Here is an 18,462-nt window from a genome sequence, read left to right as displayed (position 1 = left end):
GCTATGAGCCCTCGGCCGCCGGCACGCCATGCTGCGGCACTTCTGCCAGATGATCTGCCGCCACGCCTGCGCGAGGCGGCGGCCGCCTATTTGACCCACATCGGGTTGGAGCGCGGTCTCACGCGCAACACGGTGGACGCCTATGCGCGCGATCTGGCGCGGTACCTGGCGAGTCTTGCGGCCCGGGGGATCACCGAACCCGCGACTATCACCGCGGAGCACATCCGGGCCTTCAGTGCCGAACTCGCCGCAGCCGGGCTGGCGGTGCGCAGCCGTGGTCGTATCATCGTCGCCCTGCGCCGCTTCCACTTCTTCCTGGCAGCCGAGGGGATCAGCCCGGCCGACCCCAGTGCCGAAATCACTCCGCCGACGGATGCCTCCCGCCTGCCCAAGGCCCTCCGGCTGGACCAGGTCGAGGCCCTGTTGGCGACGGCGGAGGGCGACGAGCCCGCGACGCTGCGTGCGGCCGCCCTGCTGGAGTTCCTCTATGCCACCGGTGCGCGGATCTCGGAGGCCGTCGGCCTGGACCTCGACGACCTCGACCTCGATGCCAGAATCGTCAGACTCTACGGCAAGGGGAACAAAGAACGCCTGGTGCCCATCGGGTCGCACGCGGTAGCGGCGCTGGGGCGCTATCTGGTCAGCGGCCGGCCCCGCTTGACCCCGGCCGGTGGGGCCAGCGGGGTGGATGTCGCGGCAGTGTTCCGCAATGCGCGTGGCACCCGGTTGTCCCGGCAGTCGGCCTGGGCCATCGTCAAACGAGCTGCGGACCTGGCCGGATTGGGTCACGAGGTCACAGCCCACTCGCTGCGCCACTCCTTCGCCACGCACCTGCTCGAAGGCGGTGCCGACATTCGGATCGTGCAGGAACTGTTGGGGCACGCCTCTGTGACCACTACGCAGATCTATACTCGGGTGACGGCCGCGAATCTGCGCGAGGTCTACGCTTCGACCCATCCCCGGGCACACTGAATTCTATACCACACCCGTGTAGTCATATGCTGGCGCGACACGGCCTCCACCGCTGCTAAGGTAGAGGCACAGTCGTAGGGAAGGTGAGTAGTGACGAGTCAGCATGGAACACTCGACGCACCGGTGTCCGAACTGGGCCCCACCGGTCGTCCGATCACCGAATTCCCCATTCCCACACCATTGGGCCAGCACGGTCCGGCGCGGATCATCGCGATGGTCAATCAGAAGGGCGGGGTCGGTAAGACCACCTCGTCGATCAACCTGGGTGCGGCACTGGCGGACTACGGCCGCCGGGTCCTGTTGGTGGACTTCGACCCGCAGGGCGCCCTGTCCGTGGGCTTCGGCATCAACCCCAACGCCCTGGATCTCAGCGTGTACAACATGCTGATGCAACCGCGGATGGACCCGCACGACGTCGTCCATCACACCGCGTATGCGAATATCGACGTGCTGCCGGCCAATATCGACCTGTCCGCCGCAGAGGTCCAGCTGGTCGGCGAGGTCGCCCGCGAACAGGTGCTGGCCCGTTCGCTCTCGAAGCTGGCGGGGGAGTATGATGTGGTGCTCATCGACTGCCAGCCCTCGCTGGGCCTGTTGACCGTCAATGCGCTGACCGCGGCGCATGGCGTCATCATCCCCCTGGAGACCGAGTTCTTTGCGCTGCGCGGTGTCGCACTGTTGGTGGAGACGATCGAGAAGGTTCAGGACCGTCTCAACCCGGTCCTGCAAATCGACGGAATCCTGGCCACGATGTACGACGGTCGCACCCTGCATTCGCGCGAGGTCATCGCCCGCGTGGTCGAGGCCTTCGGGGACAAGGTGTTCGAAACCGTGATCGCACGCACCGTGAAGTTCCCCGATGCCTCGGTTGCGGCGGAGCCCATCACCGCATTCGCACCCAAACACGCGGGTGCCGAGGCCTACCGCCGGTTGGCCAGGGAACTCATCTCCCGTGGGGGCGCCCCCTGAGTACCCACATCAACGCCCGACAGCGGCACGGTGGAGAGAGGCCGGAGGTCCCCGCACAGGGGGGAGCCTCCGGCTTCTCCGTGGTGCTGGAGAATTTCTCCGGACCCTTCGACGTGCTGCTGGGGCTCATCGCCAAACACCGGCTGGACCTCACCGAGATATCCCTGGCCCGCGTGACCGACGAATTCCTCGCATATGTCGCAGCTCTGAGATCCAACGGCGCAGCGGGTCTGGAGGAACTGTCGAACTTTCTCGTCGTCGCATCCACCCTGCTCGACCTCAAAACCAGCCGCCTGCTGCCGGTGCGGCCGGGGGAAGCCGAAGTGGATCTCGAACTGCTCGAAGCACGCGATCTGTTGTTCGCCCGCCTGCTGCAGTATCGGGCCTATAAGACGGTCTCCGGGATGTTCGGTCACAGGTTGAGCGAACAGGGTCGCAGCGTGGCACGGGACGTGGAGCTCGAAGAGCGGTTCCACGGGCTGTTGCCACCGCTGGTCCTCGATCTCACTCCGGCCGACCTGGCGGCGATGTGCACTGCGGTGTACGAACGTGCCCAGGCACCGATACCGGTCGTCGAGGTCGACCACGTCCACCGCCCGCGGATCAGCCTGGCCGAACAACGCCGGTGGATGCTGGTGAAACTGGCAGAGGGGCCTACGAGCTTCTCGGGACTCACTGCGGGTCGGCCGAATCTGGTGGTGGTCGTCCGCTTCCTGATCCTGCTCGAACTTTTCAAAGCGGGAATGGTCGAACTGGCGCAGCCTGAGCCGCTGGGGGACCTGCGGGTCCTGCCCACAGCAGCGCTGCTGGAACCGGACACTCACAACGGGCGATCCGGAGAGGATGAGGAGGGAACCGGTGAATGATCCGAGCGCTGTGGACCCCGCCCTGGACACCGCGCTGGAGGCGGTGCTCATGGTGGCCAGGGAGCCCCTGGCCGAGGACCGCCTGGCCGAGGGGCTGGGAGCCACCGCCGGGGAAGTGGCCCGTGCTTTGCGACGGCTGGCAGCAGACTATGATGGTCAGGTGCCCGGCGCTCGCCGCCGGGGCTTCGAACTGCGGTGCGTGGCAGGAGGCTGGCGCATCTACTCCCGGGCCGACCAGGCGGAGAACGTCGCGGAATTCCTGACCGCCGGGCAAACCGCCAGACTCAGCCAGGCGGCACTGGAGACCTTGGCGGTCGTCGCATATCGTCAGCCGGTGTCGCGGCCGCGAATCGCGGCGATCCGCGGGGTCAACGTCGATGGGGTGATGCGCACCCTGTTGTTGCGCGGACTCGTCGAGGAGGCCGATGTGGAACCGGTCACCGGCGCACGACGCTACACCACCTCGGCGACCTTCCTCGAAATGCTGGGGATCGGCGGCCTGGACGAATTACCCGATATCGCACCATTCCTACCGGAGGCCGCAGACGCGGAAACCGGCGAGACTTTGAGAGAATAGAACCATGAGCTACAGCGACCCCCGATCTCCCGGCCACAAGTCGAAACGGCCGACCCGCAAGCAGCGCGCGCAGAGGACCCCGGCGCCGGACCGCGACGTGCACGCGGCCGGCGGTGAGCGACTGCAGAAGGTGCTTGCAGCAGCGGGCCTGGGCTCGCGCCGGTCCTGCGAACAGCTGATCACCGACGGCAGGGTGATGGTCGACGGCCAGCAGGTGCGTGAACTCGGTGTGCGGATCGATCCGCAGAAGCAGTCGGTGACCGTCGATGGGATGCCGATCGTCACGGCGCAGGGGAAGGTCTACCTGGCACTGAACAAACCCGCCAAGGTGATGACGACGATGAACGATCCGGAGGGTAGGCGCGACCTCAACGATTTCCTCCGGGGTCGTGAGGAGCGGTTGTTCCACGTGGGCCGGCTGGACTACGACACCGAGGGCCTGCTGTTGCTGACCAACGACGGGGAACTGGCCAACCGCCTCACCCATCCGCGCTACGGTATCCGCAAAACCTACCTGGCCGAGGTCAGGGGCCAGGTGGCCCGTGACGTCGGAAAGCGCCTCAAGCAGGGCATTGAGCTCGAGGACGGGCTGGCCCATGCCGATGAGTTCAAGGTCGTCGATTCGCTACCGGGCTACAGCCTGGTCGAGATCACGCTGCACGAGGGCCGCAATCGGATCGTGCGCCGCATGCTCGAAGAAGTCGGCTATCCGGTGCTGCGCCTGGTGCGCATCAAGTTCGGACCGATCGACCTCGCCGAGCAGCGGCAGGGCAAGCTCCGCGACCTGCGGCCGGACGAACTGGCCGCGCTGTTCGAAGCCGTAGGCCTGTGAGGGTCCATATCATCGGCACCGGGCTCCTCGGCGCCTCCCTGGGCCTGGCCCTGCGCGCAGCGGGCCATACCGTCACCCTGGCCGATGCCTCGCCCGTGGCCGCTCGGCTGGCCGCCGACATCGGCGCGGGCACCGTGGACACCCCGGCCGACCCGCAGGTGGTGGTGGTCGCCGCGCCTCCGGACGTCGTGGCCGGAATCGTCCTGCGGGCACTGCACGATTGGCCCGCGGCGACGGTGACCGATGTCGCGAGCGTCAAAGGCGGGATCCTCGCCCAGGTCGCGGCCGGTGCCCACGACCACGAACTCGACCGCTACATCGGCTCCCACCCGATGGCAGGGCGGGAGAAGTCGGGGGCGATCGCCGCACGCGAGGACCTGTTCCGTGCCCGGCCCTGGGTGGTGTGCTCGGACGAGGACACCCCGCCGGAACGTTTGGCTCAGATCGTCGCCCTGGCCCAGGACGTCGGGGGAGCAGTGGTCCATCTGGACCCGGACTTCCACGATTCCTCGGTGGCCCGGGTCTCCCATGCCCCACAGGTCGTGGCCAGCCTGCTGGCCGCACAGCTCAAGGAGATGCCGGAGGACGGTGTGGCCCTCGCGGGGCAGGGCCTGCGCGACACCACGCGGATCGCAGAATCCGATCCGGGCCTGTGGACGCAGATCCTGGCCGGCAATGCGGAGGAGGTCCGCCGGGTGCTTGCCGGGTTGCGCCGCGACCTGGACGCGGTGATCGGGGCACTGGATTTGGGACCGGGCTCCCTGCGGGTACTCGCGGGCGCCCTGGCCGCAGGTAATGAGGGCCGCGCGCGGATCCCGGGTAAGCACGGATCCGGTCCGGTGCACTATGCCGAGGTCACCGTGTTCCTCGACGACGCGCCGGGAACGCTCGGCCGGTTGTTCAACGACATCGGCGAGCTGGGCATCAACGTCGAGGACATCCGCATGGACCATGCGACGGGCGTTAAGCTGGGATCGGTGGACGTGGCGGTGCTGCCGGCTCGTGCGCTCGAGCTCGTGCACGGGCTATCTGCCCGCGGCTGGTGGGTCCCGGAGACCGCGGGTGCCCAGGCGGCCGAAGAGACAACGACAGACAACAGCGCCGGAGACCTCGGCGATGATACGAACAGTGGGGAACAATGACCGTCATTGGAATCGATGGCCCGTCCGGAGTCGGCAAGTCGAGCGTGTCGCGGGAAGTCGCACAGCGCCTGGGCTACGGCTATCTGGACACCGGCGCGATGTACAGGGCGATGGCCTGGCTGTGCCTCAATCGCGGTGTGGAGGATCCACAGGACGTCGTGGAGCAGGTGCGCGGTGTGGATCTGGAGATCTCCACCGACCCCGCCGACCGCAGCGTCCTCGTCGACGGTGTGGACGTGACCGAGGAGATCCGCTCTGAAGATGTTTCGCAGAATGTGCAGTTGGTCTCGGCAGTACCCGAGGCCCGCGCCGACCTGATCGACATGCAGCGCCGGATCATCGCACGGACCACCCCCGGGATCGTCGCGGAGGGCCGTGACATCACGACCGTCGTGGCCCCGGACGCCCCGGTGCGCATCCTGATGACCGCACGGGAGGACGTGCGCATCGCACGGCGGGCCACGGAGATCCACGGCGGAGCCGATGCGCAGAGCACCGCTGCCACCCGTTCGCAGATCGCCGATCGCGATGCGAAGGACTCCCAGACGACCAGTTTCCTCTCCGCCGCAGACGGCGTGACGACATTGGACACCTCCGATATCGACTTCCCGACTGTTGTCGAGGCGGTCCTGGACCTGGTACGGAAGGCCGAGGCCAAGTGAGCGAGAACAACGAACCGGTCGCCCGGAGGCGCGTGGACGCCCAGGCGGACGCGGATTTCAAACCGGCCAACGAGGACGATCGGCTGGTCGAACGACTCGCCGAGATCGGTGACGAGGAAGCCCAGCAGCGCGCGGACTCGCTACGCGCGAGCCTGGCCGACTACGACCTGGACGACGAGGACCGCCTGCTGCTGCAGGAACTGACCAGTGGGGAGATCCCCGCCGGTGAGACCGGCGCCCCTCCCGTGCTGGCGATCGTGGGCAGACCGAACGTTGGAAAATCCACCCTGATCAACCGAATCCTGGGTCGGCGTGAGGCGGTCGTCGAGGATGTGCCCGGGGTGACCAGGGACCGGGTGAGCTACCACGCGGAGTGGAACGGCCGCAAGATCACCCTGGTCGACACCGGCGGTTGGGACATCGATGTGCGCGGTATGGCCTCGCGGATCGCCGAACAGTCCGAGATCGCCGTCGAGCTGGCCGATGCGGTCGTGCTCGTCGTCGATTCGCGCACCGGGGTGACCGCGACCGAGGAGCACATCGTCAAGATGCTGCGGCGGGCCAAGAAGCCGATCATCCTGGCCGCGAACAAGGTCGACGACGAACGTGGCGAACTGGCGGCGGCGGAACTCTGGGCCCTGGGCCTGGGGGAGCCGCACCCGGTCTCGGCAGTGCACGGGCGCGGCGTGGCCGACTTGCTCGACGAGGTGCTCACGGTCCTACCCGAGTACTCACGTGTCGAACAGATGGTCGAGGAGGGCGGACCACGGCGGGTGGCGCTGGTCGGACGGCCGAATGTCGGCAAGTCCTCCCTGCTCAACCGCTTGGCCGGCTCCCAGCGCGTGATCGTCGAGGACTTCGCCGGCACGACCCGCGATCCGGTCGACGAACTGGTCGAGCTCGGCGGGCGCCAGTGGCGCTTCGTCGACACCGCGGGGATCCGCAAACGTGCCAGGCAGGCCTCGGGCGCGGACTTCTACGCGGCCCTGCGCACCCAGACCGCGATCGAGCGCGCCGAAGTCGCGGTAGTCCTGTTGGAGGCCAACGAGACGCTGAGCGAACAGGACGTGCGGATCATCAAGACCGTCACGGAGTCCGGCCGGGCCCTGGTCCTGGCGTTCAACAAATGGGACCTGACGGACGAGGAACGCAGATGGAACCTGGGCAGGGAAATCGAAAAGGACCTGGCCCATGTGGACTGGGCGCCCCGGGTCAACCTGTCTGCGGCCACCGGTCGTCACTCCGACCGTCTGGTTCCGGCGATGGACCGGGCCCTGGCCGGCTGGGATTCCCGGATTCCGACCGGCCGGTTCAACGCCTTCCTCGGCGAACTGGTCGCGGCCAACCCACATCCGCTGCGCGGCGGTAAGCAGCCGCGCATCCTGTTCGGCACCCAGGTGTCCAACCGACCGCCCAAATTCGTGCTGTTCACCACGGGCTTCCTGGACCCCGGCTACCGCCGTTTCATCACGCGCCGCCTGCGCGAGACCTTCGACTTCACCGGCACGCCCATCGAACTGTCGATGCGGATCAGGGAGAAGAGGAAGCGCAAATGAACCGTACCGCCGGTTCGTCCGAGCAGCCCGCCGTCACCGGGACCACCGGTGGCGGCGGGCTGCCGCGTTTCCTGGCCGTCGTCCTGGCTCTGGCGGCCTTCGCCTTCAGCATGCAGTTCATCCAGGGTCTCAATTCGATTCTGGCCCCACTGTTCCTGGCACTGAACCTCGTCATCGTGGTCTACCCGCTACAGCGCTGGTTGGTCCGACTGAGGGTGCCGGCGTTCCTGGCAGCGGCAGTGACGATCGTGCTGGTCCTGGTGCTCATCATCGGATTCTTCGGCCTGACGGCCTGGTCCCTGGCCGAACTCGTCCTGGTCATCCCCAAGTACTCGGTGAAGATCGGGGCGCTGTACACGGATGCGCTGCACGGCCTGAACGAGTTGGGTCTGACACCGGATGTGCTGGCCCAACAGCTCAGCGGTTTCAGCGTGTCGAATCTGTTGAACACCGTGATGTCCCTGCTCTCGAACGTCTCCCTGATCGCCACGGCGCTGACCACCGCGGTGATGGCGGTGTTCTTCCTCGGGATGGATTCGATGACCCTGCCACTGCGGATGCGCTTGGCCGGTCGGATGCGCCCGGGGTTCACCCGGTCGCTGACCGACTTCGGCAACGGTGTGCGGCGCTATTGGATCGTCTCCACGGTTTTCGGCCTGATCGTCGCAGTGCTCGATGTCATCGCGCTCATCATCATCGGTGTGCCCCTGGCATTCGTGTGGGGCGTACTGGCCTTCTTGACGAACTACATCCCGAATATCGGCTTCGTCATCGGCCTCGTGCCGCCGGCTCTGATGGCCGTGGTCAGCGGGGACTGGTGGGACGCGTTGTGGGTCGTCGTGTCCTATTGCGTGCTCAACTTCGTTATCCAGTCGATCATCCAGCCGAAGTTCACCGGCGAGTCCGTAGGAGTCTCACCCTTCATCTCATTCCTGTCCCTGCTGTTCTGGTATTGGGTACTCGGCTGGCTGGGCGCTCTGCTGGCGCTGCCGGCGACCCTGTTGGTCAAGGCCTTGTTGGTCGATGCGGATCCCGCTTCCAGATGGGTCAACACGTTCATCGCCTCGAGTCCGTCCACCGGACAGCCGGCTCCGGAACCGGGGGAGGGGTCGAAGCGCGTGCCGGGGATTGCGGGCGGGCGCAGGTCGCGTACGGTAGTCGATACGACGTTCGTCAACGAGAAGGAGTGAGATCATGGCGGAGATCATCGAGATCCATCCGGTCAACCCGCAGCCACGGCAGATCACCCGCGTCGCCGAGGCCCTGCGCGCCGGGGCGCTCATCGCCTATCCGACAGACTCCAGTTACGCGCTGGGCACTGGGCTCGGCAATAAGGAGGGCATCGAGCGCATCATCCGCATCCGACAGCTGGGCAAGAAGCACAACTTCACCGTGATGTGCCACGATTTCGCCCAGCTGGGCCAGTTCGTCATCGTCGACAATGCCGCGTTCCGTACGATCAAGGCGGTCACCCCGGGGCCCTACACCTTCATCCTCAAGGGCACGAAGGAAGTCCCCAGGGCCATGCTGCAGCCCAAGAAGCATACGGTGGGCGCACGGATTCCCCTGAATCCGGTGGCTTTGGACTTGGTGGCGGAGATGGGGGAGCCGATCCTGTCGTCGACGCTGTTGCTGCCCGGCGACGAGGAGCCCCCGGCCGAGGCCTGGCAGATCGAGGAGCGGATCGGCCACGAGGTGGACATCATCGTCGATGCCGGGGTCGCCGGCACCGATCCGAGTACGGTCGTCGATTTCACCTCCGGCGCTCCCGAGGTCACCCGCGTGGGCGCCGGTGATATCTCACCGTTCGCCTGAGCTCGATCCGGGTCCGCACGCGCCGGTGCCCCCGCCGTTCAAGGCGGGGGCACCGGCGCGTGCGGCATTATCCGGGATTCAACCCCAGGGCCCGCAGCCAGATGTCGCTGAGCTCCTCGGCCAGGTTTCGAGCCCCTGCCCGTCCCCGGTAGGTGTCGAGTTCGTGGCCCTGTACGTAGACGTAGTTGCAGGTGCGCGAGACCATCAGAGACAGCGCCCTGGCCGTGGAGTCCGGTTCGATCATCGCAGACACCAGGCCCAGCCGGATCAGCTCACGGATCGTCTGCGCATTGCGGGCGAAGAGCGCCAGCGCCCTGGCCGCTCGCATCGCACGGATCGACTCGTCCACCAGAGAGGCCTCGTCGATGATCCGGTGGACGTCGGCGTGGCTCCGGTAGGACTCGACGTACACCCGGTTCCCGTGCCGGATCCGGTCCAACGGCCGACCCTCGTGGACGTCCCTGGCTCCGCGTGGGTCAAGGGAGTCGGCGTATGACTCGGCGATGATCTGGGCGAGCAGTTCCTCTCTGTTGTCGAAGTAGATGTAGAACGTTCCCGCGGCCACGCCCGCGTGTTCGGTGATGTCGGAGAGCTTGGACTCCAAGTACCCGTGCTGGTAGAAGACCTCCCGGGCGGAGTCGATGAGCGTCCGGCGGGTTCGCTGCCCGCGATCGCTCAGTTCCTCCGGTGTGCGTCTGGTCCTGGCCGGCTCCGCGGGGTACACCCGCGGGCGGCCCCCGGCCGTCCCCATCGGATCACAGGCCCAGGTAGGCCGCTTGGACTTCGGGGTTGACCAGCAGATCCGCCGCATCGCCGGAGAGCACGACCCTGCCCTCGGAGAGGACGTAGCCGCGGTGTGCGATCGACAGGGCGGCACGGGCGTTCTGCTCGCTGAGCAGCACGCCGATCCCGTTGCCGTTGATCTGTGCGACCGCCTCCAGGACCTGGTCGACGACGATGGGGGCCAGGCCCATCGAGGGCTCGTCGAGGATCAGCAGCGATGGATCGCTGACCAGCGCTCGGCCGATCGCCACCATCTGCTGCTGCCCGCCGGAGAGCGAACCGGCCGGCTGCGCGGCCTTCTCCTTGAGGATCGGGAACAGTTCGTAGACCTCGCCGAGGATGCGCTCGGTCTTCTGCTTGTCGCGGTGCGGATACGAGCCCAGGCGTAGGTTCTTCTCCACCGACATCTTCGGGAAGAGGTGGCGGCCCTCGGGACACTGGGCGATGCCACTGCGCACGACCTTATTGGCCTTGAGCCGGTGCAGCTGTGCGCCCTCGTAGGTGATCGAGCCGGAACGGGCCCGCAGCAGCCCCGAAATCGTGCGGAACAGAGTGCTCTTACCCGCACCATTGGCCCCCAGGATCACGGTCAGTTCCCCCGGATTGGCCGTGATGGACACATCGTGGAGCACATTGACGGCGTCATAGCCGGCACTGACGTTGTCGACACTGAGCATCTCAGCCCTCCTGTTCATTCTGCGCGGCCGGAACGGTCGCCTCGTCGACGTCCGCCGAGGAACCCAGATAGGCGCGGATCACATCCGGGTTCGAGCGGATCTGGGCTGGTTCACCGATCGCCAACTGCTGCCCGTTCTCCATGACGAGGATTTTGTCGGCCAGGCTCATGATCATGGACATTTTGTGTTCGACCAAGAGTACGGAGATGCCGCGGGGGACCAGGGAACGGATCAGTTCGCCGAATTCTGCAGTCTCCTCCTCCGGGATACCACCGGCGGGCTCGTCGAGCAGGATGAGTTCGGGGTCGGTGGCCAGGGCCATCGCCATCGCAGTGCGTTTCTGCACTTCCTGGGGGACCTGGCCCGCCACATCGTCCTTGTAATCGAGGATGCCGCAGAAGTCCAGGGCCTCGAGCGCCTTGTCCTCGTTGAGCTCGGCCTCGCGGCGGTGGCGTGGAGTGTTGAGCACGGCGTCGAAGACATTCGACTTCGAACGCACGATCCGGCCGGCCAGGACGTTCTCCAGAATCGTCGTATCGTCGAACAGATGCGTCGTCTGGAAGGTCCTGGCGATGCCATCGGCCACAGTGCGGTGTGGGGAGGTGTGTGTGATGTCCTCCCCCTTGAAGGTCACGGTCCCGGAGGTGGGACGGTAGAACCCGTGGATCAGATTGAAGAAGGTGGACTTGCCGGCGCCGTTGGGGCCGATGACTGCCGTGATCTGGCCCTCCTCGACGTCCAGATCCACGTCCTTGACTGCGTCCAGGCCGCCGAAGCGCTTACCCAGACCGCGTACTTCGAGCAGCATCACTGCACCTCCTGAGTCTCTGTGTTTCGAGTCGAGTCGCCGGTCGCGGCTGCGGCCGTCCGCCGGGCGGCGGCCTCGGCCTGGCGTTTACGGGCCCTGCGCTTGTCCAGCCATCCGCCCAGGTAGCCCACGATGCCACGCGGGGCGAAGATCACCAGGGCGATGATGATGGGGCCGACCAGGATGAACCGGTAGGCCTGGAAGTCCTGGAACAGCTCGAAGATGAACGTCACGATCAGGGTGCCGATCAGTGGGCCGGCCACCGTTCCCAGTCCGCCGACGAGGATGAACATGAGCATCTCGAAGGTCTTGTCGACCATGGCCGAATCCGGGCCGATGAAACCGATGACGCTGGCGTAGAGACCGCCGCCCAGACCCGCCAGAGCCGTGGAAGCGGCGAATGCCAGCTGCTTGTTCACACCGACGTTAACACCGATCGCATCGGCCAGGTCCTCGGAGGTCCTGATGGAGATGAGGGTACGGCCCACCGAGGACCGGCGGATCGCCCAGGTCACGTAGACGATGAGCGCCAGAATCGCGAATACCAGGTAGAACAGCGGGATGGGGTCGGTGAAGTCGATGACCCCGCCACCCTCGGGCAGCTTGACGTTGTTCACGCCAGTGTGGGCATGCGTCACCGATTCCCACCGGCTGACGATGAGGTAGATGATGAAGCCGATGGCCATCGTGAAGATGGCGAAGTACTCGTCCTTGGTCCGCAGGGCGATGAGCCCGCACAGGTAGCCGAGGATCGCGGCGACGAGCACCCCGGCGATCAGCGCCGGCCAGAACGGCCAGTCGTAATCGGTGGTCAGCAGGCCCACGGTGTAGGCGCCGACCCCGAAGAACCCGCCCTGGGCCAGGGACAGCAGGCCGGTGAATCCCAGCAGGATGTTCATGCCGTAGACGGCGATCGCGGTGCACAGGGCGCCGGTGAACAACCGCATCACGTAGTTTTCATTGCCGAAGACGATGGGCACCAGGGCCAGGGCGATGAGGATCGCCCAGGTGCCCCAGACCCGGGGGTTGTGCAATGCCAGTTTCAGCGCGTTCATCGTTGCACCGCCTTTGCGAACAGGCCGGTGGGTTTGATCGCCAGAACCGCCACCAGGACGATGAAGGCGATCGCCTCGCCGACACCGGCGGAGATGTAGGTGGAGGTCATTGTCTCGGCGACGGCCAGCACGAAGCTGCCGACGATGGCGCCGGGCAGGGAGCCCAGTCCGCCGAGGATGATGATGGCGAAGACCTTGAGGTCCAGAGCCGAGCCCATGGTGGGCGAGAGCAGATTGATCGGCGCCACCAGTCCGGCGGCGATGGTCGCCAGCAGGGCGGATAGGCCCAGGGTCAGCATCGAGACCATCGACGGGTTGATGCCCACCAGTGACGAGCCGGTGCGGTCCTGTTCGATCGCCTCGATCGTCTGACCCTGCAGGGTGCGCTTGATGAACCAGGTCAGGATGACCAGGACGACGACGGCCACCAGGATGATGACCAGGCGCTGCACGGAGATCTGCGCGCCGGCGATGGAGACGTTCCCGGTCAGGGGCGAGTCCATTCGCCGGAAGTCGGCGCCCCAGATGGCCTGGGCGACGGCTTGGAAGAAGAACATCGCACCGACCGCGGCGATCATGTAATGGGTGTGTGGGGCGTTGCGCAGTGGATTGAACACCAGGCGTTCCATCAGCACGCCCAGGAAGAACATGATGATGGCGGAGATGCCGATGGCCGCGAAATACGGTACGCCCACGGTTGTCAGGAAGAAGTAGGTGACATAGGCGCCGAGCATGTAGATCGAGCCGTGGGCCAGGTTCGGGATGCGCAGCACACCGAAGACCAGGGTCAGGCCGATCGCGGCCAGACAGTACACGCCGCCGAGTGCCAGGCCGTTGAAGAGTTGCTGGATGAAGAGTGTCATGGGTGCCTCACTTATCCGGTAGGACCGGCACGGTGAACAGTTTGTACTCGCCCTTGTCGTCCAAGTAGGCCGACTCGATCTCCTTGCTGCTCAATCGCCCCTCTGCGGTCATCTCCGTCGGGAAGATGGAGACGTGGAAGGACTCATCGGTCTGGGTGATCGCGTTCTTGAGCGATTCGCGCAGCTTCTCGGCGTCGGTGCTCGTTCCCGCGTCCTCCATCGCCTTGGCGAACAGCCCGACGAACTGGAAGGTGAAGGCCGATTCGGTGGTGGCGACCTTGTCCTTGCCCGCCTTGGCGGCGAAGTCCTCGAGGAACTTCTCCGTGCCGGATTCGGTCATGGTCTTCACCGGGGCGACGCCGATCGAATTGTGCAGGTTGTCTTCCTTGGTCACGGTGGCCATCTCATCGAGTTTGGCCTGGTCCATCACGAAGAAGCTGCCCTTGAAGCCCTGCTTGCGGGCCTCCTCCATGATCAGTGCGGTGGGCTGGGAGGGCCCTCCGACGAAGATCGTGTCGGGTTTTTCGGCCAGGGCCTTGGACACGGGCCCCGCGAAGTCGGAGACCGTCGCATAGTCCAGGCTGTTGTCGGCGCCCACGCTGCCCCCTGCATCGGCCCAGGCCTTCTTGACCACGGTCGTCCACTGCTGACCGTACTCGCTCTGGGTGCCGAGCAGTGAGAGCTTCTTGGCTCCCATGGACATCGCCTTCTTGGTGAAGGGCTCGGCATAGGAGTTGAAGTTGGGGGTGCCGAAGACCGTCAGCGGGTTGCCGGTCGTGAAGATCTCCGGATCCGAGGTGTAGGCGCCGATGAGGAACTTGGAACGGCCGTTGTTGACCTGCTGCATGGCCTTGATGGCACCGGCGTTGGGGGAGAAGACGATCGCCGCCTTGTCCTGATCGGCCAGGCGCTGGGCGTTGGTCGCGGCTGTGGAGGGGACGTACTTGTCGTCGAGCGACTTCAGTTCGAGCTTGACGTCCTTGCCGTCGATCTTCAGGCCCATGTCGTTGACCTTGTCCACGCCCATTTCCAGGCCGATCTTGACGTTCTCGCCGTAGGCTGCGCCGCCACCGGACAGCGGGCCGGTGTAGCCGATCACGACGGTGTCGCCGCTTGAACCGGCACCGCTACCGCCACAGGCGGCCAGGCCGAGGCCCAGCGCCGCCATGGTGGTCAGTGACAGTGTTGTGCGCAGCAGGGCGCGTGGTGTCTTCTTCATGACTGCTCCATTGCATCTGAGAAGGAGGAAAGGGTGGTCGGGCTACTTGGAATCGTCGGCCTGCGGGACCTCGACGGTCTGGTACTTCCCCGACTTGTCGAGGAACGATGCGTCGAGGGTGTCTGCCATCAGGTGACCGGCATCGGTGACCTTGGTAGCAGGGGTCTGGACGTAGAAGGACTTGTCGACCTGGGTGACGGCCTCGGACATCTTCTCGCGGATCTTGTCCGGATCGCTGGTCGTTCCGGCCAGCTCCATCGCCTTGACGAAGACCGGCACCGCCGAGTAATGCAGGGCCGATTCGCTGGTGGCGACCTTCTTGCCTTCGGTCTTGGTCTTGAAGGCGGCCAGGAAGTCCTTGGTGCCGGGCTCGTCGTATTCCTCTACGGGCCGCACGCCCACGGAGTCGTAGAGGTTCTTCTCGTCGGTGATGGTGGCCATCTCATTGAGTTTGGCCTGGTCCATCACGAAGAAGGAGCCCTTGAAGCCCTGCTTGCGGGCCTCTTCCATGATCAGTGCGGTGGGCTGGGAGGGGCCGCCGACGAAGATCGTGTCGGGTTTTTCGGCCAGGGCCTTGGAGACGGGGCCGGCGAAGTCGGAGACCGTCGCGTAGTCCACGCTGTTGTCCTTGCCGACGGTGCCACCGGCTGTGCTCCAGGCCGTCTTGACCTCGGCGGTCCATTGCTGGCCGTATTCGCTCTGGGTGCCCAGCAGCGAGATCTTCTTCGCGCCCTCGTCCATCAGCTTCTTGGTGAAGGGTTCGGCGTAGGACTTGAAGTTCGGGGGGATCATGATGGTCAGGGGATTGTCGTGCTGGACGATTTCGGGATCGGAGGTGTAACCGCCGATGAGGAACTTGGAGCGGCCGTTGTTGACCTGCTGCATGGCCTTGATGGCTCCGGCGTTGGGGGAGAAGACCACAGCTGCCTTGTCCTGATCCGCCAGGCGCTGTGAGTTGGTCGCCGCGGTGGAGGGAACGTACTTGTCGTCGAGCGACTTCAGCTCGATCTTGACGTCCTTGCCGTCGATCTTCACGCCGGCTTCGTTGATCTTGTCCACGGACATTTCCAGGCCGATTTTGACGTTTTCGCCGTAGGAGGCGCCGCCGCCGGAGAGCGGACCGGTGTAGCCCAGGACGACGGTGTCGGAACCGGATCCGGACCCGCTACCGCCACAGGCGGCCAGGCCCAGGCCCAGTGCGGCCATGGTGGTCAGGGACAGGGTCGTGCGCAGCAGGGCGCGCGGGGTTTTCTTCATAATTGCTCCATTGCGTTTGAGAATGGGAATGGGTTGGAAGGTTGGCTACTTGGAGTCGTCGACCTGTGGAACCTCGAAGGGCTGGTATTTCCCCGCCTTGTCGTAGTAGGCGGCGTCGAGCTTGTCCGAGAGGAGGTGGCCGGCATCGGAGATGCTTGTCCACGGAGTCTGTACCTCATAGGACTTGTCGGCCTGTTTCAGGGCCTCCGGCATCGCCTCGCGGATCTTGTCGGGATCGCTCGAGGTTCCGGAGATCTCCATTGCCTTGACGAAGATTGGCAGTGCCGAATAGTTCAGCGCCGACTCACTCGTGGCGACCTTGTCCATGCCGGCCCTTGCGGTATAGGTCTTAAGGAATTCTTCGGTCCCGGTCTCCTGATAGTCCGACACCGGTCGGACACCTACGGAATCCCGGAAGTTCTCCATTTTGGCAACAGTGCCCATTTCGTCGAGCTTGGCCTGGTCCATCAGGAAGAAGCTGCCATTGAAGCCCTGCTTGCGGGCTTCTTCGGCAATCAGCGCAGTGGGTTGGCTGGGTCCGCCCAGGAAGATCGCATCGGGCTTTTCGGCCAGTGCTTTGGATACCGGGCCCGCGAAGTCGGACACTGTGGCGTAATCGACGCTGTTGTCTTTACCGACGGTCCCACCGGCCTCGGTCCATGCGGACTTCGCGTCCGTAGTCCACTGCTGCCCGTATTCGCTCTGGGTACCCAACAGGGCCAGCTTCTCCGCTCCGTCGGCGCGCAGTTTCTTGGCGAACGCCTGCGCATAGGACGCGAAGTTCGGCGGTGTCATCACGGTTAGTCCATTGCCGCTTTGGATGATTGCGGGATCCGAAGTATAGGCGGAAATGAGGAACTTCGAGCGGCCGTCGTTGACCTGCTGCATTGCCTTGATAGCACCGGCGTTGGGGGTGAAGATCACCGCGGCCTTGTCCTGATCGGCCAGGCGCTGTGCATTGGTTGCAGCGGTCGAGGGGACGTACTTGTCGTCCAAGGCCTTGAGAGTGACGGTGACCTTCTTGCCGTCGATTTCCACCCCGGACTCGTTGACTTTGTCCACTGCCATTTCCAGGCCCGTTTTGATGTTCTCACCGAATGCCGCAGCGCCTCCGGACAGGGAAGCCGTCAGGCCGATTACCACGCTATCGTCGGATTCCGTGTCTGCGGAACCGCCACAGGCGCTGAGACCTGCGACCAGGCCACACGTGGTGGCGGCGGCCAATAGCGCACGGATCGGGCGAGTGGTTGAGCGGGGCATCTTTTCTCCTTTGAAAAGCGATCCGGCGGGGTTGCCGGTTCGGTGTCCGCGGTGTGGACCCGGTTGTCCACAACCAATATGAAACGGGTTTCACATTGGGCTCTCAGCAATCTCAGCACAGTAGCGATGTCTTGTCAATCACATTTCCATGCCTCCTTCGATCGCCTGGAGTGCGAGAGCCCGGCGGGACTTGAAGAGTTAATGAACAAACGTTTGCTCAGGCTTGAAATTCACGTGCGCTTAGGGCCAGAATGGCAGGGACAGACCGGCTCAACGAGGAGCCGGAGACCAACGAACCGGGAGGACGCACATGGATGTGCACTCGAAGACCGCCGTCGTCACCGGTGCCGCCGGTGGGATAGGATCCGCAATCGCCCGCGCCCTGACGCAGCGCGGTGCCCGGGTCATGCTGGCGGACCTGGATCCCCGTGTGCAGGAGATCGCGGCCGAACTCGGCCAGCGGGCCTGGTCCGGAGACTGCACCAGCACTCAGGGCATTGCGGAGCTGATCGAAGCCACCCGCGCCGAACTCGGCGAGGTCGATCTTTACTTCGCCAATGCCGGAATCATCGGACCCCAGGACCTCGGCGAAGACGAATCCGACTGGGACCTGATCATCGACGTCAATCTGCGAGCCCATATCCGCGCGGCCAAGGCCCTGGTGCCCGGCTGGGCGGACGGTAGGGGCGGGCACTTCGTGGCCACCGCATCGGCTGCCGGGCTGCTCACCCAGATCGGCCAGGCCGGCTACTCGGTGACCAAGCACGCGGCCGTCGGTTTCGCCGAATGGCTCTCGATCACCTACGGTGATCGGGGAGTCGGTGTGACCTGTCTGTGCCCGATGGGCGTGAACACCGCGATGCTCCACGGCGCGGACAACACCGAGGACTCGTTGGACGCGGCGGCCCAGTCCGCAGTGACCTCGGCCGGCCGCGTGCTCGAGCCGGACGAAGTGGCCACCTGTGTCCTGGCGGCCGTCGAATCCGGAACCTTCCTGGCCCTGCCCCACCCGGAGGTACTCGAGATGTACCGGATGAAGGGCTCCGACTACGACCGCTGGCTGCGCGGAATGCGCCGCTATCAGAGCAAACTGCTGGCCGGCACCCGCTGAGCCTGCACATTTTCACCAGGAATGCACGACACAAGGGA

At 65.2% G+C, this 18,462-nt stretch carries 19 protein-coding genes; 11 read left to right on the top strand and 8 right to left on the bottom strand.

Annotated elements, in window-relative coordinates; translation table 11 throughout:
- Window positions 1–3: 3 nt before the first annotated feature.
- From xerD to NQ034_RS01515, 10 genes are all read left to right on the top strand, one after another.
- The gene (gene xerD, locus NQ034_RS01560; RefSeq protein WP_257046624.1) at window positions 4–972 is read left to right on the top strand and encodes a site-specific tyrosine recombinase XerD; all 969 of its coding nucleotides are present in this window, start codon (window positions 4–6) and stop codon (window positions 970–972) included.
- Window positions 973–1,062: 90 nt separating this feature from the next.
- Window positions 1,063–1,941: a ParA family protein gene (locus tag NQ034_RS01555; protein WP_257046623.1), complete on the top strand. Its 879-nt coding sequence runs from the start codon at window positions 1,063–1,065 to the stop codon at window positions 1,939–1,941.
- Window positions 1,942–2,024: 83 nt separating this feature from the next.
- Window positions 2,025–2,807: a segregation and condensation protein A gene (locus NQ034_RS01550; protein ID WP_257046622.1), complete on the top strand. Its 783-nt coding sequence runs from the start codon at window positions 2,025–2,027 to the stop codon at window positions 2,805–2,807.
- The gene (scpB, locus tag NQ034_RS01545) at window positions 2,800–3,384 is read left to right on the top strand and encodes an SMC-Scp complex subunit ScpB (protein WP_257046621.1); all 585 of its coding nucleotides are present in this window, start codon (window positions 2,800–2,802) and stop codon (window positions 3,382–3,384) included. The genes NQ034_RS01550 and scpB overlap by 8 nt, the downstream gene beginning before the upstream one ends.
- Window positions 3,385–3,388: 4 nt before the next feature.
- Window positions 3,389–4,216 (top strand): pseudouridine synthase, encoded by an 828-nt coding sequence (locus NQ034_RS01540; protein WP_257046620.1) that lies wholly within the window; start codon window positions 3,389–3,391, stop codon window positions 4,214–4,216.
- A complete protein-coding gene (locus NQ034_RS01535) occupies window positions 4,213–5,358 on the top strand; it encodes a prephenate dehydrogenase (protein WP_257046619.1) in 1,146 nt (381 codons plus the stop codon). The genes NQ034_RS01540 and NQ034_RS01535 overlap by 4 nt, the downstream gene beginning before the upstream one ends.
- Window positions 5,355–6,020, top strand: a complete 666-nt coding sequence (cmk, locus tag NQ034_RS01530) for a (d)CMP kinase (protein WP_257046618.1) — start codon at window positions 5,355–5,357, stop codon at window positions 6,018–6,020. Before NQ034_RS01535 ends, cmk begins: the two co-directional genes overlap by 4 nt.
- Before the next feature lie 32 nt (window positions 6,021–6,052).
- Window positions 6,053–7,576 carry a ribosome biogenesis GTPase Der gene (gene der / locus NQ034_RS01525; RefSeq protein ID WP_257046658.1) on the top strand — a complete coding sequence of 508 codons (1,524 nt, stop codon included), beginning with the start codon at window positions 6,053–6,055 and terminating at the stop codon, window positions 7,574–7,576.
- Complete coding sequence (locus NQ034_RS01520; RefSeq protein WP_257046617.1) at window positions 7,573–8,766, top strand: AI-2E family transporter; 1,194 nt, start codon at window positions 7,573–7,575, stop codon at window positions 8,764–8,766. Before der ends, NQ034_RS01520 begins: the two co-directional genes overlap by 4 nt.
- A gap of 4 nt (window positions 8,767–8,770) precedes the next feature.
- Window positions 8,771–9,391 carry an L-threonylcarbamoyladenylate synthase gene (locus tag NQ034_RS01515; RefSeq protein WP_257046616.1) on the top strand — a complete coding sequence of 207 codons (621 nt, stop codon included), beginning with the start codon at window positions 8,771–8,773 and terminating at the stop codon, window positions 9,389–9,391.
- Window positions 9,392–9,458: 67 nt separating this feature from the next.
- Here NQ034_RS01515 and NQ034_RS01510 read toward each other — a convergent pair whose 3' ends face one another.
- Genes NQ034_RS01510 through NQ034_RS01475 form a run of 8 tightly spaced genes read right to left on the bottom strand, consistent with a single transcriptional unit; the run spans window position 9,459 to window position 17,313 of the window.
- On the bottom strand, window positions 9,459–10,142 hold the full coding sequence (locus tag NQ034_RS01510; protein ID WP_257046615.1) for a TetR/AcrR family transcriptional regulator: 684 nt from the start codon (window positions 10,140–10,142) through the stop codon (window positions 9,459–9,461).
- A 4-nt stretch (window positions 10,143–10,146) separates the two neighbouring features.
- A complete protein-coding gene (locus NQ034_RS01505; RefSeq protein WP_257046614.1) occupies window positions 10,147–10,851 on the bottom strand; it encodes an ABC transporter ATP-binding protein in 705 nt (234 codons plus the stop codon).
- 1 nt (window position 10,852) lies between these two features.
- Window positions 10,853–11,659 (bottom strand): ABC transporter ATP-binding protein, encoded by an 807-nt coding sequence (locus NQ034_RS01500; RefSeq protein ID WP_257046613.1) that lies wholly within the window; start codon window positions 11,657–11,659, stop codon window positions 10,853–10,855.
- Window positions 11,659–12,714 (bottom strand): branched-chain amino acid ABC transporter permease, encoded by a 1,056-nt coding sequence (locus tag NQ034_RS01495; protein WP_257046612.1) that lies wholly within the window; start codon window positions 12,712–12,714, stop codon window positions 11,659–11,661. The genes NQ034_RS01500 and NQ034_RS01495 overlap by 1 nt, the downstream gene beginning before the upstream one ends.
- Window positions 12,711–13,577: a branched-chain amino acid ABC transporter permease gene (locus NQ034_RS01490; RefSeq protein WP_257046611.1), complete on the bottom strand. Its 867-nt coding sequence runs from the start codon at window positions 13,575–13,577 to the stop codon at window positions 12,711–12,713. The genes NQ034_RS01495 and NQ034_RS01490 overlap by 4 nt, the downstream gene beginning before the upstream one ends.
- Before the next feature lie 7 nt (window positions 13,578–13,584).
- Complete coding sequence (locus tag NQ034_RS01485) at window positions 13,585–14,796, bottom strand: ABC transporter substrate-binding protein (protein ID WP_257046610.1); 1,212 nt, start codon at window positions 14,794–14,796, stop codon at window positions 13,585–13,587.
- Window positions 14,797–14,838: 42 nt separating this feature from the next.
- Window positions 14,839–16,053, bottom strand: coding sequence for an ABC transporter substrate-binding protein (locus NQ034_RS01480; RefSeq protein WP_257046609.1), 1,215 nt, complete (start codon window positions 16,051–16,053; stop codon window positions 14,839–14,841).
- Window positions 16,054–16,098: 45 nt separating this feature from the next.
- Window positions 16,099–17,313: an ABC transporter substrate-binding protein gene (locus tag NQ034_RS01475; protein ID WP_257046608.1), complete on the bottom strand. Its 1,215-nt coding sequence runs from the start codon at window positions 17,311–17,313 to the stop codon at window positions 16,099–16,101.
- A 310-nt stretch (window positions 17,314–17,623) separates the two neighbouring features.
- On the opposite strand from NQ034_RS01475, the gene NQ034_RS01470 reads away from it, so the two are divergent.
- Entirely contained in the window at window positions 17,624–18,424 is an 801-nt protein-coding gene (locus NQ034_RS01470) for an SDR family oxidoreductase (RefSeq protein WP_257046607.1), read from the top strand.
- Window positions 18,425–18,462: the final 38 nt, after the last annotated feature.

The organism is Brevibacterium moorei, from assembly GCF_024580735.1.
Taxonomy (GTDB): Bacteria; Actinomycetota; Actinomycetes; order Actinomycetales; family Brevibacteriaceae; genus Brevibacterium; species Brevibacterium moorei.
Note: the sequence above shows the minus strand (reverse complement) of the source record. Positions and strands in the feature narration are given on the sequence as shown.